This window comes from Nocardioides sp. (genome assembly GCF_035576065.1).
GTDB lineage: Bacteria > Actinomycetota > Actinomycetes > Propionibacteriales > Nocardioidaceae > Nocardioides.
On the sequence record NZ_DATLWX010000006.1, the window covers coordinates 156,336 to 178,101 of the forward strand.

21 protein-coding genes are annotated in these 21,766 nt (G+C 70.0%); 7 read left to right on the top strand and 14 right to left on the bottom strand.

What is annotated here, in order from left to right; translation table 11 throughout:
* Positions 1 to 4: 4 nt before the first annotated feature.
* Positions 5 to 1,336, top strand: a complete 1,332-nt coding sequence (locus VNJ48_RS02555) for a hypothetical protein (RefSeq protein WP_325598796.1) — start codon at positions 5 to 7, stop codon at positions 1,334 to 1,336.
* Between the two features lie 80 nt (positions 1,337 to 1,416).
* Positions 1,417 to 2,490 (top strand): Glu/Leu/Phe/Val family dehydrogenase, encoded by a 1,074-nt coding sequence (locus VNJ48_RS02560; protein ID WP_325598798.1) that lies wholly within the window; start codon positions 1,417 to 1,419, stop codon positions 2,488 to 2,490.
* A gap of 180 nt (positions 2,491 to 2,670) precedes the next feature.
* Here the strand turns inward: VNJ48_RS02560 and VNJ48_RS02565 are convergent, their stop codons facing one another.
* The 3 genes from VNJ48_RS02565 to purF form a co-directional block, all read right to left on the bottom strand.
* Positions 2,671 to 2,856, bottom strand: a complete 186-nt coding sequence (locus VNJ48_RS02565; protein ID WP_297740539.1) for a DUF3073 domain-containing protein — start codon at positions 2,854 to 2,856, stop codon at positions 2,671 to 2,673.
* A gap of 142 nt (positions 2,857 to 2,998) precedes the next feature.
* A complete protein-coding gene (gene purM / locus VNJ48_RS02570; protein ID WP_325598800.1) occupies positions 2,999 to 4,066 on the bottom strand; it encodes a phosphoribosylformylglycinamidine cyclo-ligase in 1,068 nt (355 codons plus the stop codon).
* Between the two features lie 51 nt (positions 4,067 to 4,117).
* Positions 4,118 to 5,641 (bottom strand): amidophosphoribosyltransferase, encoded by a 1,524-nt coding sequence (gene purF, locus VNJ48_RS02575; protein ID WP_325598924.1) that lies wholly within the window; start codon positions 5,639 to 5,641, stop codon positions 4,118 to 4,120.
* 94 nt (positions 5,642 to 5,735) lie between these two features.
* Here purF and VNJ48_RS02580 point away from each other — a divergent pair, with 94 nt between their 5' ends.
* The gene (locus tag VNJ48_RS02580) at positions 5,736 to 6,821 is read left to right on the top strand and encodes a hypothetical protein (protein ID WP_325598802.1); all 1,086 of its coding nucleotides are present in this window, start codon (positions 5,736 to 5,738) and stop codon (positions 6,819 to 6,821) included.
* Between the two features lie 173 nt (positions 6,822 to 6,994).
* On the top strand, positions 6,995 to 8,032 hold the full coding sequence (locus VNJ48_RS02585; RefSeq protein WP_325598804.1) for a hypothetical protein: 1,038 nt from the start codon (positions 6,995 to 6,997) through the stop codon (positions 8,030 to 8,032).
* Positions 8,033 to 8,138: 106 nt separating this feature from the next.
* On the opposite strand, the gene VNJ48_RS02590 is transcribed toward VNJ48_RS02585, so the two are convergent.
* The gene (locus VNJ48_RS02590) at positions 8,139 to 9,500 is read right to left on the bottom strand and encodes a dipeptidase (protein ID WP_325598806.1); all 1,362 of its coding nucleotides are present in this window, start codon (positions 9,498 to 9,500) and stop codon (positions 8,139 to 8,141) included.
* A gap of 83 nt (positions 9,501 to 9,583) precedes the next feature.
* Between VNJ48_RS02590 and VNJ48_RS02595 the strand changes: the two genes are divergently transcribed.
* Positions 9,584 to 10,810 carry a M20 family metallopeptidase gene (locus tag VNJ48_RS02595; protein WP_325598807.1) on the top strand — a complete coding sequence of 409 codons (1,227 nt, stop codon included), beginning with the start codon at positions 9,584 to 9,586 and terminating at the stop codon, positions 10,808 to 10,810.
* Here VNJ48_RS02595 and VNJ48_RS02600 read toward each other — a convergent pair.
* The 3 genes from VNJ48_RS02600 to VNJ48_RS02610 are packed head-to-tail and all read right to left on the bottom strand — an operon-like array spanning position 10,788 to position 13,179.
* The gene (locus VNJ48_RS02600) at positions 10,788 to 11,927 is read right to left on the bottom strand and encodes a glutamate--cysteine ligase (RefSeq protein ID WP_325598809.1); all 1,140 of its coding nucleotides are present in this window, start codon (positions 11,925 to 11,927) and stop codon (positions 10,788 to 10,790) included. The two genes, VNJ48_RS02595 and VNJ48_RS02600, sit on opposite strands and share 23 nt — an antisense overlap.
* A 46-nt stretch (positions 11,928 to 11,973) precedes the next feature.
* On the bottom strand, positions 11,974 to 12,783 hold the full coding sequence (locus tag VNJ48_RS02605) for a GNAT family N-acetyltransferase (protein WP_325598810.1): 810 nt from the start codon (positions 12,781 to 12,783) through the stop codon (positions 11,974 to 11,976).
* A complete protein-coding gene (locus VNJ48_RS02610) occupies positions 12,784 to 13,179 on the bottom strand; it encodes a sterol carrier family protein (RefSeq protein WP_325598812.1) in 396 nt (131 codons plus the stop codon).
* Positions 13,180 to 13,215: 36 nt separating this feature from the next.
* Between VNJ48_RS02610 and VNJ48_RS02615 the strand changes: the two genes are divergently transcribed.
* Complete coding sequence (locus VNJ48_RS02615; protein ID WP_325598814.1) at positions 13,216 to 13,971, top strand: hypothetical protein; 756 nt, start codon at positions 13,216 to 13,218, stop codon at positions 13,969 to 13,971.
* Here VNJ48_RS02615 and VNJ48_RS02620 read toward each other — a convergent pair.
* Both VNJ48_RS02620 and purL read right to left on the bottom strand, forming a co-directional pair.
* Positions 13,968 to 14,822: an alpha/beta hydrolase gene (locus VNJ48_RS02620; RefSeq protein WP_325598816.1), complete on the bottom strand. Its 855-nt coding sequence runs from the start codon at positions 14,820 to 14,822 to the stop codon at positions 13,968 to 13,970. The two genes, VNJ48_RS02615 and VNJ48_RS02620, sit on opposite strands and share 4 nt — an antisense overlap.
* 36 nt (positions 14,823 to 14,858) lie before the next feature.
* On the bottom strand, positions 14,859 to 17,159 hold the full coding sequence (gene purL / locus VNJ48_RS02625) for a phosphoribosylformylglycinamidine synthase subunit PurL (protein WP_414689901.1): 2,301 nt from the start codon (positions 17,157 to 17,159) through the stop codon (positions 14,859 to 14,861).
* 168 nt (positions 17,160 to 17,327) lie between these two features.
* Between purL and VNJ48_RS02630 the strand changes: the two genes are divergently transcribed.
* Positions 17,328 to 18,734 (top strand): glycoside hydrolase domain-containing protein, encoded by a 1,407-nt coding sequence (locus VNJ48_RS02630; RefSeq protein ID WP_325598818.1) that lies wholly within the window; start codon positions 17,328 to 17,330, stop codon positions 18,732 to 18,734.
* Here the strand turns inward: VNJ48_RS02630 and VNJ48_RS02635 are convergent.
* The 5 genes from VNJ48_RS02635 to VNJ48_RS02655 all read right to left on the bottom strand — a co-directional run bounded on the left by VNJ48_RS02635 (position 18,731) and on the right by VNJ48_RS02655 (position 21,743).
* Positions 18,731 to 19,174, bottom strand: coding sequence for a DUF3817 domain-containing protein (locus VNJ48_RS02635; protein WP_325598820.1), 444 nt, complete (start codon positions 19,172 to 19,174; stop codon positions 18,731 to 18,733). The two genes, VNJ48_RS02630 and VNJ48_RS02635, sit on opposite strands and share 4 nt — an antisense overlap.
* Entirely contained in the window at positions 19,171 to 19,839 is a 669-nt protein-coding gene (gene purQ, locus VNJ48_RS02640; RefSeq protein WP_325598822.1) for a phosphoribosylformylglycinamidine synthase subunit PurQ, read from the bottom strand. Before purQ ends, VNJ48_RS02635 begins: the two co-directional genes overlap by 4 nt.
* Entirely contained in the window at positions 19,836 to 20,078 is a 243-nt protein-coding gene (gene purS / locus VNJ48_RS02645) for a phosphoribosylformylglycinamidine synthase subunit PurS (RefSeq protein WP_325598824.1), read from the bottom strand. Before purS ends, purQ begins: the two co-directional genes overlap by 4 nt.
* Before the next feature lie 69 nt (positions 20,079 to 20,147).
* Complete coding sequence (locus tag VNJ48_RS02650; protein ID WP_325598826.1) at positions 20,148 to 21,509, bottom strand: hypothetical protein; 1,362 nt, start codon at positions 21,507 to 21,509, stop codon at positions 20,148 to 20,150.
* 78 nt (positions 21,510 to 21,587) lie between these two features.
* Positions 21,588 to 21,743 (bottom strand): hypothetical protein, encoded by a 156-nt coding sequence (locus VNJ48_RS02655; RefSeq protein WP_325598828.1) that lies wholly within the window; start codon positions 21,741 to 21,743, stop codon positions 21,588 to 21,590.
* Positions 21,744 to 21,766: the final 23 nt, after the last annotated feature.

A 21,766-nucleotide genomic window follows, 5' to 3' on the forward strand; every position in this document is an offset into this window, starting at 1 on the left:
CCGCGTGCTCCCCCCGCTCGAGATCGCGCGTCGGCTACGACCCATCTCGATGGTCTCCCCCGGCTCCGTGCACGCCTTCGAGGCCGGCAGCCACCCGTTGCCGATGCCGGCGCCGTACGCCGCAGCCGTCCTCGACCTCGATGGTCCCGCCTCGATCGCCTTCCGGCTGGGCGAGCACGCACTGGCAGGTGTCTGGGACGGCCGGCACGTCTCGATCATCACCTCGCTGGGGAAGGCGACCTCCGCGCACCGCAGCCGCCGCCACGGCGCCTGCGCGCTGCCGCCCACGCGCCTGGCGCTGACCCTGACCGGCACCCACCTCACCGCGCTCGCCGAGGAGGCAGGCACCTGGGTGGCCCGTGCACGACTCGACCTGACTGACCTCGCCGACCGTGTCGACGCTCATGACGAGAGCCTGCTCGCAGGCCTCCGGGTGGAGTCCACAGAAGCTTTCGTCGCGGGCCGTTTCGGTCAGCTCGGCCTGCGCGACATCCGCCTCGTCACCACCCGTGACGGGCAGCCCGTGCGCGACGGCGGCGGGCTCCTGCTGAGCGCCACGTCGGCCGGACCCGGCTTCTTCGACACCGCCCACACCTCCGTCTGGGCGCTCGATCCCGACTCGCTCGAGCTTGCGCACCGCAGCGACCTCTACTTCCGGCGACCCGACAAGCGCGGGGCGTACGGCGACCACGCCACCCACGTCGTCCGCGACCGCGACTCCTGGCTGGTCGCGACGAGCACGTGGGGTGACTTCCGCCAGAAGGACCCGAAGCGGTCCGTGCGGGCCACGATCGCGCGGACGACGGTGGACGTGCTGACCGGAGCGCATGTCCTCGACACCACCGAGCTGCCCCTGCCCACTGACGGCTTCGCCTCCGTCGGGGTCTGGGACCCCCATCTCGTCCACACCGGCGTGGAGTGGCTCGTCGGCTACGCCAGCGCCCGGAAGTTCTTCCGGTTCCACCCGGCCCTCGCGGGTGGGCCCTCCCTGGACCGGCTCACGTTGCGCGGCGCAGCCACCGATCGACGGGCCACCGAAGGCTCGACCCTGCTGCGGATCGGGGACGACTGGAGAGTCCTGGCCAGCGACGGCCGCGACGGCCGGCGCGGGCAACGGGCCGGCTATCCGATCTTCGACCTGGCCATGCAGCAGGTGGGTGCGCTTGCTGCGGCGTACCCGACCAATCTGCCGTGGCCCACCCTCGTCGAGACCGACCAGGGGTGGCTGATGATCACCTTCAACGGCCGACCCGCGACGGGGCCGCTGGTCGGGTACGGAACTCATGGAGACGTCGTTGTGCAACGCGAGGCAGGCCGCGTCTACCCTGAGGTGTGACGGTGGCCACCACCCTTGGCCCTCGTGCAGCTGGTCGCACACCCCCGCGGCCGTCCATCTCAACTCATGAGGACACATCCATGTCTGTAGACGTCTTCGAGCTCGGCCACGAACACGAACAAGTGGTCTTCGCCAACGACGAGGCCACCGGCCTCCGGGCGATCATCGCCATCCACTCGACCGCGCTCGGCCCGGCTCTCGGTGGCACCCGCTTCTACCCCTACGCGTCCACGGATGCCGCGATCGAGGATGCGCTCAACCTCTCGCGTGGGATGTCCTACAAGAACGCCCTCGCCGGGCTCGACCTCGGTGGCGGCAAGGCCGTCATCATCGGCGACCCCGCCGCGATCAAGACCGAGGCGCTGCTTCGAGCGTTCGGCCGCTTCGTCCAGTCGCTCAACGGTCGCTACGTCACCGCCTGCGACGTCGGCACGTACACCCAGGACATGGACCACATCGCCCGCGAGTGCGACTTCGTCGCCGCGCGCTCCGTCACCCACGGCGGCTCGGGCGACAGCTCGGGGCTCACGGCGTTCGGCACCTTCCAGGGCATGCGAGCGGCTGCTGCGGAGGCGTGGGGCGAGCCCACGCTCGCTGGGCGCACCGTCGGCGTCGCCGGGGTCGGCAAGGTCGGTCGTCACCTCGTCAACCACCTGCTGGAGGACGGCGCGACGGTGATGGTGACCGACGTCCACCAGCCGGCTGTCGAGCGCATCCGCGACGAGCACCCGCAGGTCCGCGTCGCCGAGTCCACCGAAGACCTGGTCGCGTCCGAGCTCGACGTCTACGCCCCGTGTGCCCTGGGCGGCGCGATCAGCGACGAGGTCGTCGAGACCCTGTCGGCGCGGATCGTCTGCGGCGCGGCCAACAACCAGCTCGCCCACCCCGGCATCGAGAAGCGTCTCGAGGAGCGCAGCATCCTCTACGCGCCCGACTACTGCGTGAACTCCGGCGGTGTCATCCAGGTCGCCGATGCCCTCGAGGGGTTCTCCTTCGAACGTGCCCGACAGCGCGCCGCTGGCATCTTCGAGACCACCCAGGCCGTCTTCGAGCTGGCGCGCGCCGATGGTGTCCCTCCGGCGATCGCCGCCGATCGGCTCGCCGAGCGTCGCATGCACGACGTCGGTCGTCTGCGCGGGATCTGGCTGGGCTGAGGCTCCCCGCCCCCGCTGACGAAACACCATGGGATGTCGGCGAAGGGGCACTTCCCCTGGTCAGTTGACCGAGGGGAGTGCCTGTTCACCGACATCCCATGGTGAACAGACTCACGTCAGCGACCCGTCAGGGGCTCCCCTGACGGTCGGTGGACGCCTACGCGTCACCAGTGGGCAACGTCAGTCGCGTGACGGCTCGATGACGTCAGACCACTTCTCGAGCACCTCAGGATCGATCTGCTCTTCCCGCTTGCCACTGTCGCCGTGCAACTCACTGGCGAGCGCCCCGAAGTCCGTCTCGTGAGTGCGGTACTTCAGGTCGCGCGCGACCTTCGTCTGCTTGGCTTTGGCTCGGCCGCGCCCCATAGGGTCAGCCCCCTCGCAAATCGGCCGGGGCAACAAGGCCGCCGGACTGTCCATAAGATTTCTCGTAGGGACAACGCTACCTGTTCCCTGGGTGTTCCCGCACGTCGGGGCAGATGTTGGCCAGAAGTCGTTGGCTCGCCCCTCAGCGGTGGTCGCCGACGAGAGTGACGCGTCCTTCGCCTCCGACCGAGACCTCGCCGGCGACCCAGGCAGGTATGCCGTGGCCGGCCAGGACCTCGATCGCGGTGTCGACGGCATCCGCTCCCAGCATCGCGACCATGCCGACGCCGCAGTTGAGGGTGGCCTCCAGGTCGTCGCGGGAGACGTTGCCGACCTCGCCGACCAGGGAGAAGATCGGGGGAAGGCTCCAGGTGCTCCGATCGACCGAGACACCGAGCTCGACCGGCAGCACGCGCTCGAGGTTGGCGGCCAATCCGCCACCTGTCACGTGCGACATCGCGTGCACGCGGTCGTCCCGGGCGAGGTCGAGGCAGGCCTTGGCGTAGATCCGGGTCGGCTCGAGGAGCTCCTCTCCCAAGGTGCGCCCCAGCACGTCGACGTCCCTGTCGAGGGCCCAGCCGGCGGTGTTCAGGAGCACGTGCCGGACCAGGGAGTAGCCGTTGGAGTGCAGGCCGCTCGAGCCCATGGCGAGCACGACGTCGCCCGGACGGACGCGGCCTGGACCGAGCAGCCGGTCGGCCTCGACGACGCCCGTGGCTGCACCGGCGACGTCGTAGTCGTCCGGGTCCAGCAACCCGGGGTGCTCGGCGGTCTCGCCGCCGATGAGGGCACAGCCGGCGACCACGCACGCTTCGGCGATGCCCTTGACGATGGCCGCGATGCGTTCGGGGACCACCCGACCGGTCGCGATGTAGTCGGTCATGAAGAGCGGCTCGGCACCGCAGACGACAAGGTCGTCGACGACCATCCCGACGAGGTCGAAGCCGATCGTGTCGTGGACGTCCATCCGTTGGGCGATGGCCACCTTGGTGCCGACCCCGTCGGTCGACGTGGCGAGAAGGGGCCGCTCGAACCTCGTCAGCGCGCTCGCGTCGAACAGGCCCGCGAACCCGCCGATGCCGCCGATCATCTCGGGGCGACGAGCCTTGTCCACCCACCCCTTCATCAGGTCGATGGCGCGGTCGGCGGCCTCGATGGAGACTCCGGCGGCGGCGTACGCACCGTTGCTGCCGGACACGGGCTCGGTCATGTCACTTCTCCACTCGCAGTTGACGGCTCGGGCGTGTTGCGCTCGGGGTGCTCACGGGTTGTTGAAGACCGGCAGCGACGTCGCGCCGACCGGGGCCTCCAGGAGGTGCTTGCCGAGGCGGTCGCTCTCGGGGAGCTCGATCGGGTAGACGCCGTCGAAGCAGGCCCGGCACAGGTCGGGCTTGGGGACCGACGTCGCTTCGACGAGGTCCTCCATGTCGATGTAGCCGAGCGAGTCGGCGTCGATGGACCGGCAGATCTCGTCGATGGTGAGTCCGTTGGCGATCAGCTCGGCAGGGGTGGCGAAGTCGATGCCGTAGAAGCAGGGCCACTTCACCGGCGGCGACGAGATCCGGACGTGCACCTCGCGGGCGCCCGCCTCGCGCAGCATCCGGATCAGTGAGCGCTGGGTGTTGCCGCGCACGATGGAGTCGTCGACCACCACCAGGCGCTTGCCCTCGATGACGTCACGGAGCGGGTTCAGCTTCAGCCGGATCCCGAGCTGACGGATGGTCTGGCTCGGCTGGATGAACGTGCGTCCGACGTAGGAGTTCTTCACCAGTCCTACGCCGTAGGGAATGCCGGACGCCTCGGCGTATCCGATCGCCGACGGGGTGCCCGACTCGGGGACCGGGATGACGAGGTCGGCGTCGGCCGGGAACGCCTTGGCCAGCTTGCGACCGATCTCGACGCGCACGCTGTGCACGCGCTGACCGGTCATGACCGTGTCGGGGCGGGCGAGGTAGACGAACTCGAAGAGGCAGTGCTTGGGCGCCGCCTCCGCGAAGCGTTGTGTGCGCAGACCGTCCTCGTCGACAGCGATCAGCTCGCCCGGCTCGACCTCGCGGATGAAGGACGCTCCGACGATGTCGAGGGCTGCGGTCTCCGAGGCCACGACCCACCCGCGCTCGAGCCGGCCCAGGACGAGGGGGCGGATGCCTTGCGGGTCGCGTGCGGCGTACAAGGTGTGCTCGTCCATCCAGATGAACGAGTAGGCGCCCTTGATCTGCGGGAGCAGCTCGGCGGCACGCTCCTCGACGGTCTGGCCGGGGTGGTGCGCCAGCAACTGGGTCACCACCGAGGTGTCGTTGGTGCTGGTGGGCTGCTTGCGCAGCTGGAGGTCGAGGTGGCCGTCGGCCTCACCGTCGATGACCATCTGCGCGAGGTCGGCGGTGTTGATGAGGTTGCCGTTGTGGGCCAGGGCGATCGACCCGGTGGCCGTGGGGTGGAACGTCGGCTGCGCGTTGTGCCAGGTGCTGGCTCCGGTGGTGGAGTAGCGCGCGTGCCCGACCGCGAGGTGGCCCTTGAGCGACTCCAGCGTCGACTCGTCGAAGACCTGGGAGACCAGGCCCATGTCCTTGTAGACGAGGATCTGGCGCCCGTTGCTGACCGCGATCCCGGCCGACTCCTGGCCGCGGTGCTGCAGGGCGTAGAGGCCGTAGTAGGTCAGCTTGGCGACGTCTTCACCCGGCGCCCAGACGCCGAAGACTCCACAGGCGTCCTGCGGGCCGAGGTCGTGGGGGTCGAGGGCCGTGGTCAGACGGCCGTCGCCGCCCTTGCGCTGCGGGGAGGCCATGGGCACGGGGAGCAGTCTACGGCGGAACTTGTCGACCCACGCATCCCCATGGACAGTCCTGACGATCAACAGCTCCGTCTGCCAGGATGCCCGCATGTCAGCCCGTCTCCGCGGATCTCTCGTCCTCCTTCTCGCCGGGGTGCTGACCGCGTGCGCTGGCTCTGGGGATCCGGGCTCGTCCGACGGCCCGAAGGCGGTTCCCGAGCTCGAGCGCCAATGGGAGATGAGCAGCCTGGGCACCATCCCGCAGTCGTGGAACGAGCACTCATGGCTGAGCGACTCGTCCTACAAGAATCCGACGGAGTCCGGGGGTGGGACGCTCAGGCTGTTCGACGCCCAGTCGGGGGAACAGGTCACCTTCTCGGTGGGCGGATACGAGTGCGGCGGGACGTCGCTGGCCCTCGGAGACACCCACTTCACACTCGTGACCACTGATGAGGTGCCCGAGGACGACTACGGCCCCGTCGGCTCGAGTTACATGTACCCAGGGGACGCGCCCGATTGCTCGGGCCTCACGGTCTACGACGCGTCGACGGGGCGCACGGCCTGGGAAGTGCCCGTCGGAACGGGGCCATCAATCCTCGACACGAGCATCAACGGCAATGCCGTCATCGTGTCGTACGACGACCACGACCAAGCCTGCTTCAACAGGGAGGACGGCTCACCTCTGTCCGTCGCCGACGACGCGGACTGCGCCGGACCTGAGCCCCTGCCACGGATCACAGACGAGCAGGGCGGCCGCGTCAGAGAACGCCGCGACCGGATTGAGATTGCGGAGCTCGACGGCGTCGTGCTGGTCACTGAATACACGCGCTCGCCGTTGGTCCGGGCCTACGACCGCGAGACCGGGCGGACACTGTGGGTGAACGAGGTCGATCCGGACCCCACCGGCGATCAGACCTGGACTCGGACCGAGACCTACGCCTCGACGTCCGACTCCTTGCTGCACATCCGTTACGAGTTCGAGGAGCAGGAAGGCAAGGACTCGCTGCCCGTTCCGACGTTTGCGTTCATCAGTCGCGTCGATCCCCGCACCGGAGAAGAACTGGGCCCGGTCGGCAAGGTCGCCGGCGGCCTGTTCCTCGCCCAGGTCGGCGACATCGCCGTCATGGGTGTCGACCAGGAGGACGGCCTGGACGCTCAGCTCGCCGGGTTCCGCATTCCTGCTGCTGACGGCTGAGCGGCGTGTCTGCGTCGGGAAGCTCCTCCGTCCGGGCAGGTCGTCTCCCACGACGCGCCCTGTCGCGCCACATCGACAACCTCCTGGCCCCCGTGCTTGCCCTGCTGTTGTGCGGATGCACTGTGGGGGATTCTGAGAAGAGCACGACGGGAAGGACCGACCCGGTCCATGCGGTGGGTGATCCAGAGACGGACACGCTGCCAGCCTCGACGACCAGCCCAGACCCCGTCCCCGTCCCCGAGCTCAAACGCGAGTGGCAGGTGGGCAGCTACGGCACCATCCCGCAGTCGTGGAACGAGCACTTCTGGCTGACCGACTGGTCCTACATGTCCGCAGCACCGAGCGGGACCACCCGCATCAGCTCGGGGCTGAAGATGTTCGACGCGCAGTCGGGGAAGAAGATCCAGCTGGAGGCGGACGGCTACCCGTGCGGCGTCCCCGCGCTACGCAACGGGGACACCCACTTCGTCCTCCCGATCAGTGACGAGCCGCCCGACAGCTTCGGGGGGAAGTACGAACAAAGCCCGGTGCGGCACTGCACGGGCCTCGCGGTCTACGACGCGACGACCGGACACAAGACATGGGGATGGACCGTCGGGACGAGCTCACCGATCCACACGTTGGCCATCAAGGGCACCGCCGTCCAGGTTCGCTACGACACGGGCGAGGAGGGCTGCTTCCGGCTGACGGACGGCTCGCCCCTCTCCGTCAGCCTGGCGGAGGACTGTGCCCAGGGTGACAGCCGGCCAGCGCTCACCGACGGAGAGATCGCTCCCCCGGGATCGCGTTCTGGCGACGAGATCGCGCGGCTCGACGGGGTGGCCCTGGCGGCTGAGTTGGAGTCCGGCGGCTCGACCGTGGTCCGGGCCCGCGACCTCGGGACCGGCCAGACGCTGTGGGTGGACGAGCTCGACCCGGACCCCAGCGATTTTCCCTCGTGGCCACGGACCGAAACCTACGCCGCGACTCCGGACTCGCTGCTCCGCATCCGCTACGAGTTCGAGGAGGGGGACGAATTCGGCCAGTTCCCCCCGACCTTCGCCTTCATCAGCCGCGTTGATCCGCGCACCGGCGAGGAACTGAGCCACGTCGGCAAGGTCCACCAGGGACTCTTCGTAGCCCAGATCGGCGACATCACGGTGATGGGCGTCGACCAGGAAGAAGGGTTCGACTCCCACCTCGCGGGGTTCCGCATCCCGTCCGTCGGCTGATCGCGAGACCTGACCGTCGACCCAACGTAGGCAGTTCGCGCTCCGGGGCGCCCACACCACGCTCAGGGCCGCCCGATCGGCTGCGAACTGCCGTCGGTGTGCGGGCTCAGCGGTCCAGCTGGCCGATGTTGCGCAGGAGCAGCGCCTCGGCGAGCACGACCTTCTCGAACTCGGCGAGGTGGAGGCCCTCGTTGGCGCCGTGAGCCCGGGTGTCGGGGTCCTCGACACCGGTGACGAGCACGCTGGCCTGCGGGAAGGTCTCGAGGAACTCGGCGATGAAGGGGATCGAGCCGCCGACCCCCATGTCGACGGGCTCCGTGCCGTCCCAGGCCTCGGCGAAGGCTGCCCGCGCTGCGTCGTACGCCGGTCCGGTCGCGTCGATCTTGGTCGCCTCCCCCGTGTCGACGACCGTCGTGGTCAGGGTGGCGCCCCACGGGACGTGCTTCTCGAGGTGGGCCTGCAGGCAGGTGACCGCGTTGGCGGTGGTGTCGCCGGGCGCGACGCGGAGACTGATCCGGCACCGCGACATCGGGACCAGCGTGTTGGAGGCGCCGTCGACCTTCGGCGCGTCGAACCCGGTGATGCTGAGGGCCGGCTGGGTCCACAGCCGCTCGACGGCAGAGCCGGTGCCGATCCACTCGATGCCCTCGGCTGCGCCTGACTCGGCCCGGAGCCGCGCCTCGGGATAGTCGACGTCGGCCGCGGGGCCGCTGTGCAGGCCCTCGATCAGCAGGTTGCCGGCGTCGTCGTGAAGGCTGGCGATCAGCCGGCTCAGGGCCATGATCGAGTCGGGCACGAGCCCGCCCCACATGCCCGAGTGCACAGCGTGGGACAGGGTCCGCACGCCGACGTCCATCCGGACCAGGCCGCGCAGGCTGGTGGTGAGCGCGGGCTCGCCTATGTCCCAGTTGCCGGAGTCGGCGATGACGATGACGTCGGCCTCGAGCCGGTCCTTGTAGGTGTTGAGCAGGTCGACGAGGGTGTCGGAGCCGACCTCCTCCTCGCCCTCGATGAACATGACGAGGTTGACGGGCAGCTCATCGCCGAAGATCCTCACCGCTCCGAGGTGGGCAGCGATGCCGGCCTTGTCGTCGGCTGCGCCCCGGCCGAAAAGACGGACGTCGCCGCGCCCATCCTCTCTAGCAGTCGGTTCGAAGGGGGGCGAGTCCCAGTCGGCGTGGTCGTTCTCCGGCTGGACGTCGTGGTGGGCGTACAGGAGCACCGTGGGGGCGCCCGCGGGGCCGGCCTTCTTGGCGATGACCGCCGGCGGGGCGCCGTCGAAGGCGCGGACGATCTCGGTCTCGAAGCCTTCGGCAGCGAACAGTGCCTCGGTCGCCTCAGCGCTGCGCTCGACCTCCGAGGCGCGGGCCGGGTCGGCACTGACGGACTCGATCCGGACCAGGTCCTCGAGGTCCTGTCGGATCCCTGGAAGGACAACGGCTAGGCGGGCACGGATGTCGATCGTCATGCTCCGCACCCTAGTCGGCGCCCCGACCGACAGGACCAGCCTCCCCGGCCGGTGCCCGCCCGTGGCGTGGTTAGGCTGCCTGGATGCGCCTCGACTGGACCCCCGATCGTCTCGCGGGCCTGTTCAGTGGGCTCGCGGAGCAGCTCCCGGACGCCATCGCACTGCGTCGTGCGCTGCACTCCGCCCCACGCGTCGGCGGCGACGAGTCCGAGACGACCCGGATGCTTCTCGACACACTCGGCATGGAGCACGAGCTGCTATCCGAGGGCGGTGCGCTCGTGCGCGTGGGTTCCGCCGTCGGACCGGCCATCGGCCTGCGCGCCGAGCTGGACGCTCTCCCGATCGTCGAGCGCACCGACGTCTCGTGGCGGTCCCGCGGCGAGGCAATGCACGCGTGCGGCCACGACGTCCACATGGCGGCGGCGGTGGCGGTGGCCCGCACCCTCCAGACCGCCGGCGCGCCGGTGCCGCTGCTCCTGCTGCTCCAGCCACGGGAGGAGGTCCTGCCGTCGGGCGCCCTGGACCTCAGGGAGTCGCCGGCCTTCAAGGCACACGACGTCCGCGCGGTCGTGGGTGTGCACCTCCAGCCCCGACTGGCCCAGGGCCACTTCGCCGCCACCGGTGGCGCCGTGAACGCCGCCGCCGACCAGTTCACGATCGTGGTGCACGGACAGCCCGGCCATGCGGCGTACCCCCACCTGACCGCCGACCCCGTTGTCGCCGCCGCCGACCTCATCGGCACGCTTCAGCACCTTGTGTCCCGCCGCGTCGACCCCACGAACCCGACGGTGCTGACCATCGGCACGATCGAGGGCGGGAAGTCGCACAACGTCGTCCCCGCCGCCGTCCGGATGTCGGGGATCCTGCGCACCTTCCACGAGGAGGAGCGCACCCAGCTCCACCGAGCCATCAAGGACACCGCGCACGCCATCGCGGGGGTGTACGGGTGCACGGCCGAGGTGCAGCTCTCCCTGGGCGCCCCGGTGCTCGACAACGACCCCACCCTGGCGACGACGGCGGCGGCGCGGATCGAGCACGCCGGCCTCGTGCCTGCGGCTCCACACCGCTCGTGCGGCGCCGACGACTTCTCCTACTACTGCTCGGTGTGCCCCTCCCTGATGGTCTTCGTCGGTGTGGGGACTGGCGGGGTCGACCAGCCGGGTCTCCACCATCCGCGCTTCCTGCCGCCCGACGACTCGGTCGGCGAGGTCGCCACCGCCATGCTCGCGGCCTATCTCGGCGCCTGCGAGACGGTCGCAGGGGTGGACCTGCCCGGCACGGAGGTCTTCAGTCGCCACGTCCGGCGGTGACGCGCGCCAGCTCGGCGACCACGTCGGTGAGCTGGCCGGTCCGGTCGAGGACGGACCGTTGGCGGGCGGCACCGTTGCCGGTCGTGAGCACGCGCTCGATGCCCTCTCGGACCCGGTCGAGGTCGCCGGTCTCCTCGAGCGCCGGTCGTACGTGGGCCACCAGGTCGTCGAGCACCTCCCGCGCGGGCCGGGGGCGGGTCGTGACCGGGTCCAGCAGGTCACCTTCGACGCCGTACCGACCGGCCTGCCAGTTGGCGAGCCGCAGCATGGCGGTCGGCATCTCGGGCGCGGGCCGACCCTCCGTCCAGTCACGGGAAGCGGTCTCCACGAGCCCGCGGCAGAGCCCGGCCACCAGCACGGCGTCACGGCTGTCCAGGCAGACATCGGCCACCCGCACCTCGACCGTCGGGTAGCTGTCGGAGAGCCGGGCGTCGAAGTAGGCCATGGCCGGGTCGAGGAGCACGCCGGTGGCGACCATGTCGGCAACGAGCTCGTGGTAGCGCTCTGCCGACCCGAACGCGTCGACAGGACCCGCAGAGGGCCACCGGACGGCTACCTGCGAGCGGAAGCTGGCATAGCCGGAGTCCTCTCCCTGCCAGTACGGCGAGTTGGCGCTGAGCGCCAGCAGCACCGGCAGCCACACCCGGATCCGGTCGAGGACACCCACTCCCTCGTCGTCGGACTCCACCGAGACGTGGACGTGGCAGCCGGAGATGAGGTGCTCGGCGGCGGTGAGGCCGTACTGGTCCGCCATCCGCGCATAGCGTTCGTCGCGCTGCAGCGTCGGCGTCACCGCCATCGGAGAGGTGCCCACCGCCAGCACCAGCGCACCCGAGTCCCGGGCGGACCGGATCACCAGCTCGCGCCACGAGGCGAGGTCCTGCTCCAGGTCTGCGAGGGATGTGCGCGGGGGCGTGTCCGTCTCGATCTGCTGCTGCTGCATCTCGGGCGTGACGTGGCCGCCCGGACCCTGGTCCTCCTGCGCCGGCAGCCCTGCCTCGCGACGCTGCTCCGGCAACGATGCGCGGCGCATCACCCCACCAGCCACGGAGAGCGGCTGACCGCTTCCGCGCTCGACCAGCAGCAGCTCTTCCTCGATACCCAGTGTTCTGCTCACCGCGACAAACTCTCACATTCCGCTCGAGCCGTGCCCTGGCGGCTGGCTACGCCTCGTCCTGCCAGGCCTCCGGGCGCCGCTCGAGCGCTGTGTGACGCTCGACGTCGGTGAAACCGAGTCGCCGGTAGATGCGGATGGCCTCGCCGTCGTGGTCGGCAGCGATGACCAGCCGTTGGACCCGGAGCTGGTCGACCGCGTGTCGTCCCGCCGCGTGGACCACCGCTGCGGCGAGTCCCTGGCGCCGGTGGTCGACGTGGGTCTCGACGCTCTGGAATCTGGCCACCCCGGCATGGGTGAGGAAGGTCGCCGCGGTCGAGACCAGCTCGTCGTCGACGAACGCGCCGTAGCGGGTGCCGATGCCGCGAGCGACGAGCCCACGCTCCTGGCCGTTCTTCCTGCGGGCGTACTCCATGAACGTCGCCTCGCTGGTCTGCGCGTAGAGCCGGTGGCTCAACCGCGCCCGCTGCTCCCAGTCCGCGTCGGACTCGAGGGGGCGGACGATGATGTCCGCGGGCAGCGCGGCCGGCTCGACCAGCAAGGCCGCCGTCAGCACGACCGCGGTGTCGACCTCCAGCCCGGCCTCGACGAACGGGTGCAGGGCCTCCGTCATGTCCTCGGTGCCGTCGATCCCGATGGAGACGTGCTCGGCCAGGGGGAACTCGGTGTGGAAGGCGCCGACGACCTCACGCTCACCTCCGAGGACGGGCAGGGCCTTGAGGAGCAGGAAGTTGCCCCAGAAGTAGGTCGGGTTGGCCGGGGTCCGGATCACGAGGTGGGTGCCGCGGTCCTCGATCTCGCTGCCGGTCATCTGCAGCAGGCGCAGGTCGGTCCGAAAGCCCAGCGAGCGGATGTCCATTCAGTCCTCGATCTTGTTCGTGGTCTCGGTGGCGTTCTTGATGGAGGTGCTGGCGGTCAGGGGCAGGTACGCCGACAGGTCGGTGCGCTCACCACTGGCGGTGATCCGACCGCTGGCGAGGGCGTCAGCCCACGCCAGCGCGCCGGTCGCCACGGCGATCCACGTCGCGGGGTCGGTCTCGATGACGGCGGGTGGGGTGCCGCGGGTGTGTCGCGCCCCTTCGATGACCTGCGCGGCGGCGTACGGCGGGACACGCACCTCGACGGATCTGCCGGGCGCACGCTCGACGAGCACGGCCAGGAAATGCTTGGTCAGCAGCCTGTCGTCGGCCGGGGTCCTGTGCTCGAGCGCCTGTGCCACCGCGGACGGCGTTGCAGGACGTAGACGGACGGGCACCGCTGCACCATAGCCACCGGGCCTACGCTGCTCCGCATGAGTGTGGAGTCCACGCCGATGTCCGGGCCGATGTCCGGGCCGGTGTCCCAGTCGATGACACCGTCGCTGCAGCGGCTTTCGGCCGGCGCCGTGCATGCCACGGTCGCCCAGCTCAGTCGGCGCATCTCGGCCCGCTTCCCCCAGCGTCGGCTGGTCGGGGTGGCCGATGAGCTCATGCAGCTCGTCGAGGACGTCGAGGTCCGGATGGCGGCGACCCGGGGACGGCTGAGCCGGGTCCGGATGATCTCCCGCGTGGCGGTGGCTCTTGTCGTGGTCGCCACCGTCGCCGCTCTGGCGCTGGCGCTGCGAGACATCGGCCGCGTCGACAGCTCCGTCACCTGGTTGCCGCTCATCGAGAGCGCCATCAACGACCTCGTCTTCGCAGCGATCGCGATCTACTTCCTCCACACCCTGCCCAACCGGATCGAACGTGGGCAGCTGCTCGACCTCCTCCACCGGCTGCGGTCACTGGCGCACATCGTCGACATGCACCAGCTGACGAAAGACCCCGAGCGGCTGCGCGACGACTTCGTGACGACGCCCGCCTCGCCGCGTCTCGACCTCGACCGGGCGGGGATGGAGCACTACTTCGGCTACTGCTCCGAGCTCCTGAGCCTGATCGGCAAGGCGGCCGCGCTGTGCGCGGAGGAGTCGCGTGACCCTGTCGTGCTCGACACGGTCAGCACGATCGAGCGGCTCACCACGGCCCTGTCCGGCAAGATCTGGCAGAAGATCAGCCTCCTGCCGAGCTAGGAGTCGATGGTCTCGAGCAACCCGACGACGGCCTGCCAGGCGTCGGTGCCGGGGTTGATCAGGCCGAAGTGGCCTCCGGTCACCTCGACCAGCTCGGCCGTCGCGCCTGCTTCGGTCGCAGCCCGCACGTAGTCCTGGGACTGGGTGATGGGGACGTTCACGTCGTCCGGGGCGTGCAGGCACCAGACGGGGACGTCGAGCGGCACCTGGCGCATCGGATCAGCCAGGTCGTACGACGGATCCTTGGGGTCGCTCTCCATGAGGGACTCGACAGCGCCGCCGCCGAGGTCCTGCTCGTACGCCGACGTGAGGTCGATGACGCCTGCCTGGGACAGCACGTGGGTGACCAGCACCCCGCCTGCCCACTGGTCGAAACGCTGGCGAGCGGCGGCCCAGGTCGCCAGGTGCCCACCGGCGGAGTGCCCCAGGGTGATCACCGGTCCGTCGCCCTCGGCGAGGTTGATGGCCGCGTGGATGTCGTCGAAGGTCTCGGGAAAGCCGCCCCCGTTGCCGACGCGGCGGTATTCGACGTTCAGGGCGGTCCAGCCCCGGGCGGAGAGGTCCACGGCTAGGGACACACCGAGGTCAGCGCCGTACGACGCCTGCCAGAACCCGCCGTGGATGACCACGACCGTGCCGCGACTGGTGCCGTCGGCGTCGTAGCGGTCGACCCATTGGGAGGCGTCGTCGCCGTAGCTCAGCCGCGTCGCGCGGGGCAGCGTCCCGCTGGTCGGTCGGTCGTCGTCGGTCGGCATGGGTTCCCTCCCAGGGGTCTCGTCACCCGCGCAGGCCGCAGCCAGCGGGAGCAGTCCAGCGGCCGTCAGTGCGGCGCGCCTCGTCAAGGCAGCCATCAGACGCGACCCTACCGCCGTGCCCGCGTCCGGGGATCAGCCGAGCGCCGCGGGCAACGTCGCCGACCAGGCGGCCTTGGCTTCGGCGACCTCGACCGTGAACTGCCCCTCGACGTCGATCTGCGTGCCACCCGTGCGACCGAGGCGGGTCAGCGGGACGTCGTGCTGCTGCGCGAGGGCGACCAGACGGTCGGCGTCGTCGTCGCTCACGGTCACGACCGCGCGGGCGACGGACTCGGCGAAGAGGGCCACGAACGCGTCGCCGTCGGCCACCGCCGCCACCGAGACCGAAGCCCCGATCCCGTTGCGGAAGCACGACTCGGCCAGCGCCTGGGCGAGGCCGCCGTCGGACAGGTCGTGGGCGCTGGTGAGGACGGCGTCGCGCGAGGCGTCCGCCAGCAGCTGGGCCAGCGCGCGTTCGGCAGCGAGGTCGACCTGTGGCGGCACCCCGCCGAGGTGCGCGTGCACGACGTGCGCCCACTCCGAGCCCGACAGCTCGGCGCGGGTCTCACCGAGCAGGAAGACCTGCTCACCGTCGGCGACGAAGCCGGTGGGGATGCGCTTGGTGACGTCCTCGATGACCCCGAGCACTGCGACGACCGGGGTGGGCAGGATGGCCGTCTCGCCGGTTTGGTTGTAGAGGCTGACGTTGCCGCCGGTGACCGGGATGCCGAGCTCCAGGCAGGCGTCCTTCAGCCCGCGGCACGCCTCAGCGAACTGCCACATCACGTCGGGGTCCTCGGGTGAGCCGAAGTTGAGGCAGTCCGAGATGGCGAGTGGCCGCGCGCCGCCGGTGGCCACGTTGCGGTAGGACTCCGACAGGGCGAGCTGGGCGCCGGCGTAGGGGTCGAGCTTGGCGAAGCGACCGTTGCAGTCGGTGGCGACCGAGACACCGAGGTTGGTGTCGGCGTCGACGCGGATCATCCCGCTGTCGTTGGGCTGCGAGAGGACGGTGTTGCCGCGGACGTAGCGGTCGTACTGGTCGGTGATCCAGGACTTGTCGCAGAGGTTGGGGCTGGCGACGAGGCGGAGCAGGGTGTCGCGCAGCTCGTCGCCGCTCGAGGGCCGGGGCAGCGCCTCCGCGCCGTCCGCCTGGAGGGCGTCCTGCCACGACGGGCGGGCGAACGGGCGCTCGTAGACCGGCCCCTCGTGCGCGACAGTCTTGGGATCGACGTCAACGACCGTCTCGCCGTGCCAGTCGATGACGAGTCGGCCGTCTCCGGTGACCTCACCGACGACCGCTGCCTCGACCTCCCACTTGGCGCAGATCGCCATGAATGTCGCCTCGTCCTCCGGGGCGATGACAGCCATCATCCGCTCCTGCGACTCGCTCATCAGGATCTCCTCAGGAGAGAGGGAGGAATCGCGCAGCGGCACGCGGTCGAGCCCCACGTGCATGCCACCGTCACCGGCACTCGCCAGCTCTGAGGTGGCACACGAGATCCCGGCAGCGCCGAAGTCCTGGATGCCGCGGACGATGCCGGAGGCGAAGAGCTCAAGGGTGCACTCGATGAGCAGCTTCTCCATGAAGGGGTCGCCGACCTGCACGCTCGGCCGCTTCGCGGGACCGTCCTCCTCGAACTCGATGGAGGCCAGGATCGACGCGCCACCGATGCCGTCGCCGCCGGTGCGTGCGCCATACATGATGACCAGGTTGCCGGCGCCCGATGCCTTCGCGAGGTGGAGGTCCTCGTGGCGCAGGACGCCGATGCAGAGTGCGTTGACGAGCGGGTTGCCCAGATAGGACTCGTCGAAGACGGCCTCGCCGCCGATGTTGGGCAGGCCGAGGCAGTTGCCGTAGCCGCCCACGCCGGCCACGATCCCGGGTAGCACCCGGTGGGTGTCAGGCGCGTCGAGCGGGCCGAAACGGAGCGGGTCCATCACCGCAACCGGGCGGGCGCCCATGGCGAGGATGTCGCGGACGATGCCGCCGACCCCGGTGGCCGCGCCCTGGTAGGGCTCGACGTAGGACGGGTGGTTGTGCGACTCGACCTTGAAAGTGACCGCGTAGCCCTGGCCGATGTCCAAGACGCCGGCGTTCTCGCCGATGCCGGCGAGCATCTTCCCGATCGGGGTCTCCTGCGGGATCTCGGAGAACTGCTTGAGGTGCACCTTGGACGACTTGTAGGAGCAGTGCTCGCTCCACATGACGCTGTACATCGCCAGCTCGCTGCTGGTGGGACGGCGGCCCAGGATGCTGCGGATCTCGGCGTATTCGTCCGCCTTGAGCCCGAGGTCGGCCCAGGGCTGCTCCCGCTCCGGATCGCACGTGGCGACCGCCACGGTGTCGAGGGTGCTGGTGCGGTTGCCGGCTTCGGTCTGCTGGGTCTCGGACACGGACGCCAATCTACCGAGGGTGACGCTGAGTGCCGATCTCGCACCCGGGCGCTGGGCAGCCGGCGCGCCTGAGGAGTCCCGAACTCGTGACGAAAGTGACGGGTGGGACCTAGGCTGACCCCTCAGGCCATCCCTCCCCGGCCTTCCCCAGCCTCCGGAGTCACCCCCATGCGCCGACTGGCCGCTGCCCTGCTCACCGTCGCCCTCGGCGTCCCCCTGGCCTTGCACGTGCGCGACGGCGGATCGGCGGGGGCGAGCGCCGAGCTCACCGGCGCCCCCGCACGCACCTCGCAGATCGCCGCCTCGACCCCTGGCGACTTCACTGGCCTGGGCTTCGACCAGTGCCTGGCACCCACCCAGGCCGCCATGGACGCGTGGATCACCCACTCCCCCTTCCGGGCCGTCGGGATCTACATCTCCGGGGACTCCCGAGCCTGCCGGTCCCAACCGAACCTGTCGCCCACCTGGGTCGAGACGCAGGTCGTGCGTGGTTGGCGACTGCTCCCCATCGCCCTGGGCCCGCAGGCTTCCTGCCTGGACCGCTTCCCGCGCTACAAGGACGACTTCAAGATCAACCCCCAGCCCGCGGGGAGCTATGCGGCTGCGCGCGCCCAAGGGGTCGTCGAGGCCGACAAGAACGCCGCCGACGCCGCCGCGCTGGGCATCGGCCCGGGCAGCACGCTGTGGTACGACCTCGAGGCCTTCGACCTGACGAACATCCACTGCCGCGAGTCCGCGCTGGCCTTCACCAGCGCGTGGGTGACCCGGATCAAGGAGCTCGGGCACGTCGCCGGCTTCTACTCCAGCGCGAGCTCGGGGATCAAGATGCTCGACGACGCACGCGTGCAGCGGCCCGGCCAGTTCGCGCTGCCCGACCGCATCTGGATCGCTCGCTGGGACGGGATCGCCAACACCTCGACGAGCTACATCGCCGAGGACGGCTGGCGCCCGGGCAACCGGATGAAGCAGTACCGGGGTGGTCACAACGAGACCTGGGGCGGCGTGACCATCAACATCGACAGCAACTACCTCGACCTGAGCGGATCGGGCAGCGCGCCGCCGCCGCCGCCAGCGCCCGCCCCGACGCCGACTCCACCACCATCACCTGTGGCCGAGGTCCACTGCAACGGCACCCAGGTCGACTTCCCCGCGTACTACACGCTCCGGCCGGGCGCGGCCAGCGCGGCCCGTACGCGCGCACTGCAGTGCCTGCTCAAGGAGAAGAAGCGCTACGTCGGCACGGTCGACGGCGTCTACGACCGGCAGACCCGGCGAGCGACCGGTGCGTGGATGCGTTCGCGCAGCTTCACTCCGTCCAGCACCTGGCGTCGCAAGCACTGGGTGGCACTGCTCGCCGGTCAGGAGCGGCCGGTGCTGCAGGTCGGCGCGACCGGTCCTGCCGTCTCCCGGCTCCAGCGGGCCCTGACCGCGGCTCGGCAGCGGGTCGCCGTGACGGGGGTCTTCGACGAAGCCACCCGGACCGCCCTCATGGCCTACCAGGCACGGGTCAGGACCGCGCAGACCGGCACGACCGACACCGCGACCTGGACGAAGCTCGGCAGGGGTCGGTTCTAGCCGACTGGAGGGCCCGCAGCGAGGGCACCTGCGGTGAGCAGGGCCACCGCGAGGACGAGCAGGCCGATGGCCAACCGGTAGTGCTCCAGCAACCAGCAGACCGAGCGCTGGGGGGCCGTCAGGCTGTCCGGGCGCGAGAGCCACTCGGTTCCCAGCAGGTCCCGGCGTTCGGCATACGCCTCGAAGAGCAGCGTGGCGAAGGGGGGAACGGCTGCGACCAGACCCAGCGCAGTCCGCGCCAATGACCAGCGCTGGTCCACGGCGACGACCACGGCCACCAGGCAGTAGGCGATGAACACCACGCCGTGCACCATCCCAAAGACGCGGACCCCGAGGTCAGTGGTCTCCGTGACGTACTTGAGGAACATGCCGGTCAGCAGGAGGCCCCAGGTGACGGCTTCGGCGACGGCGAGTGCCCGGAAGGTGCTGCGGGGAGTCATGCGAAGGCAGCGGCAGCCAGCGAGGTGAAGAAGCCCAACCCGTCGGTGCCCGGCCCGCAGAGGTCTTCGACGGCATGCTCGGGGTGCGGCATCAGGCCGACCACGTTGCCGCGCTCGTTGCTGATCCCGGCAATGCCGCGCATCGAGCCGTTGGGGTCCTCGCCGAGGTAGCGCGCGACCACGCGGCCCTCGCCCTCCAGAAGATCGAGAGTGGCCTCGTCGGCGATGTAGCCGCCCTCACCGTTCTTGAGCACGACGGTGATCTCGGCGCCGGGCGCGTAGGCGGACGTCCACGGCGTCGAAGTGTTCTCGATGCGGAGCCGCTGGTCGCGACAGGCGAACTTGCGGTGGTCGTTGCGGATCAGCGCGCCGGGCAGCAGGTGCGACTCGCACAGGATCTGGAAGCCGTTGCAGATGCCGAGCACCGGCAGACCCTTGCCGGCCGCCTCGATCACCTCGGTCATCACCGGGGCGAAGCGCGAGATGGCGCCGCAGCGGAGGTAGTCGCCGTACGAGAAGCCGCCCGGGAGGATGACCGCGTCGACGCCCTGGAGCTCGTGGTCGCCGTGCCAGAGCGCGACGGCCTCGTTGCCGCCGAAGGCGACCGCGCGGCGCGCGTCGACGTCGTCGAGCGAGCCGGGGAAGGTGACGACGCCGACCTTCATACGGACCGGACCTCGAAGTCCTCGATCACCGGGTTGGACAGCAGCATCTCGGCCATCTGCTGCACCTCGGCGAGGGACTCGTCGCTGGCCTGGCCCTCGATCTCGACCTCGAAGCGCTTGCCCTGACGGACCTCGACGACACCTGCGAACCCGAGCCGGGGCAGTGCGCCGAGGACGGCCTTGCCCTGGGGGTCGAGGATCTCGGGCTTGGGCATGACATCGACCACGTAACGGGCCACGGGCGCTCCTGGGCGTCGGGGGATTGCGCCACCGATCCTATCGGCGCCGCCCCTGACACCCACACGCAGTCAGCCCCGGCGCACCTTGAACACCTTCTTGGACGGTGTGGCGTCCATCGCGCCGCCGACCACGGCACGCACGAGGAGCTTGTGCTTGCCCGGCTTGAGCTTCTTCGTCGCCACCTTGTACGGCGACGTGCAGGCCCTCCACGCCTTGGCGTCGACCTTGCACTGGAAGGTCGCACCGGCAGTCGTCGAGGAGAACTTGAACGTCGCCCGCTGAGGCTTCGTGACCGCGGCGGGACCACTGATCGCACCCGTCACCGGGACGACCGCAACCGGCGGAGCGACCACCGGCGGAGCAGGCGGGGCGGGCGGAGCAGGCGGGGCGGGCGGAGCCGGCGGAGCAGGCAGCGACACCGTCTCGCAGTTCACCACCACGTCGTTGGCATCCGCCACGACCGTGTCAACACCGGCACCACAGTCGATCCGATCAGCCACCCCGTCGCGCGCATTGATCGTGTCGTCGCCGTCACCGCCGTGAAGGACGTCGACGCCGGCGTTGCCCGTCACGGTGTCGTTGTCGCCTCCGCCGTACAACGCGTCGTCAGCGGCACCACCGGCGATCGTGTCTGGTCCAGCCACGCCACGCACATGCTGGGTGCCCGGGAATGTCGAGCCGTCATAGCCCTGCGCCCCCTGTCGTAGCAGCGTGATGAAGAACTGTTCGAGGTTGCTCGCGGGCACCGAGGTGGCCGGGGCCCCATCGTCACGGACGTCGACAATGAGAGCGGACGCGGAGAGGCTGAAGTCGGCGCCCGACACGGGTCCGAGTGTCGCCTGATCGAAGTCGAGCTCCCACGAGTCGACCCCCGGTCCCCCGTCGAGGCCGGCCGACGAGGTGAACTGGATGAAACGGTCATCCCCCTCACCGCCACCTGCGAAGGTCAAGATCTCCATGAAGGAGTCGTCCCCCGGTCCGCCAGTAGCTACGTTCGCTCCCATGATCATGTCGTCGCCGCCGGCTCCCGAGAGCGAGTCGCTCGAGTCGCCATTCAGCACGTCGTTCCGCGGGGAACCAGTCACGGTGTCGGCCGCGGCGTCGCTGGTGGTGACGTACGTCGAGGTGAGTGCTGGGAAAGCGGCAGCCGTCACCCCCGACAGGTTGGCGGTGTCTGCGCCATCACCGGGGAAGACGTAGAGCTGCGTCATGGACGCACACGGACTGCCCGTGGTTGCCGCACCGGTGGCGGCCAGCACGCCGCCCACGCAGCTGACCGTGAAGGAGTCACTGGCGGCGTCACTGGAGACCGTGCTGCCAGAAACGGAGACCGCTGCACTCGCCGGAGCGGCCAGGCCGACGACAAGGAGCGCCGTGGCGGGCGCTATGACTGCAGAAGAGCGGAGGAGTCGGGACTGGTGAGTGATCATGGGCCGATGGTGGCCCGGCAACGGGCATCCGTCATCAGCAGAACCACCGAGGTCTAGACCAGTTTCCTCGCCCGCACCTCAGCCCCGGCGGACCGTGAACACCTTCTTCGACGGCGAGGCGTCGATTGCGCCACCGGCCACCGCCCGCACGAGGAGCTTGTGCTTTCCCGGCTTCAGCTTCTTGGTCGCCACCTTGTACGGCGATGCGCAGGCCTTCCACGCCTTTGCGTCCAACTTGCACTGGAACGTCGCGCCCG

What these genes read in the sequence shown, in the direction of transcription:
- VNJ48_RS02560 (WP_325598798.1), top strand. Translation starts at nt 1,417, where the DNA reads ATGTCTGTAGACGTCTTCGAGCTCGGCCACGAACACGAACAAGTGGTC.
- VNJ48_RS02565 (WP_297740539.1), bottom strand. Translation starts at nt 2,856, where the DNA reads ATGGGGCGCGGCCGAGCCAAAGCCAAGCAGACGAAGGTCGCGCGCGAC.
- purM (WP_325598800.1), bottom strand. Translation starts at nt 4,066, where the DNA reads ATGACCGAGCCCGTGTCCGGCAGCAACGGTGCGTACGCCGCCGCCGGA.
- purF (WP_325598924.1), bottom strand. Translation starts at nt 5,641, where the DNA reads ATGGCCTCCCCGCAGCGCAAGGGCGGCGACGGCCGTCTGACCACGGCC.
- VNJ48_RS02580 (WP_325598802.1), top strand. Translation starts at nt 5,736, where the DNA reads ATGTCAGCCCGTCTCCGCGGATCTCTCGTCCTCCTTCTCGCCGGGGTG.
- VNJ48_RS02590 (WP_325598806.1), bottom strand. Translation starts at nt 9,500, where the DNA reads ATGACGATCGACATCCGTGCCCGCCTAGCCGTTGTCCTTCCAGGGATC.
- VNJ48_RS02595 (WP_325598807.1), top strand. Translation starts at nt 9,584, where the DNA reads ATGCGCCTCGACTGGACCCCCGATCGTCTCGCGGGCCTGTTCAGTGGG.
- VNJ48_RS02605 (WP_325598810.1), bottom strand. Translation starts at nt 12,783, where the DNA reads ATGGACATCCGCTCGCTGGGCTTTCGGACCGACCTGCGCCTGCTGCAG.
- VNJ48_RS02615 (WP_325598814.1), top strand. Translation starts at nt 13,216, where the DNA reads ATGAGTGTGGAGTCCACGCCGATGTCCGGGCCGATGTCCGGGCCGGTG.
- VNJ48_RS02620 (WP_325598816.1), bottom strand. Translation starts at nt 14,822, where the DNA reads ATGGCTGCCTTGACGAGGCGCGCCGCACTGACGGCCGCTGGACTGCTC.
- VNJ48_RS02630 (WP_325598818.1), top strand. Translation starts at nt 17,328, where the DNA reads ATGCGCCGACTGGCCGCTGCCCTGCTCACCGTCGCCCTCGGCGTCCCC.
- VNJ48_RS02635 (WP_325598820.1), bottom strand. Translation starts at nt 19,174, where the DNA reads ATGACTCCCCGCAGCACCTTCCGGGCACTCGCCGTCGCCGAAGCCGTC.
- purQ (WP_325598822.1), bottom strand. Translation starts at nt 19,839, where the DNA reads ATGAAGGTCGGCGTCGTCACCTTCCCCGGCTCGCTCGACGACGTCGAC.
- VNJ48_RS02650 (WP_325598826.1), bottom strand. Translation starts at nt 21,509, where the DNA reads ATGATCACTCACCAGTCCCGACTCCTCCGCTCTTCTGCAGTCATAGCG.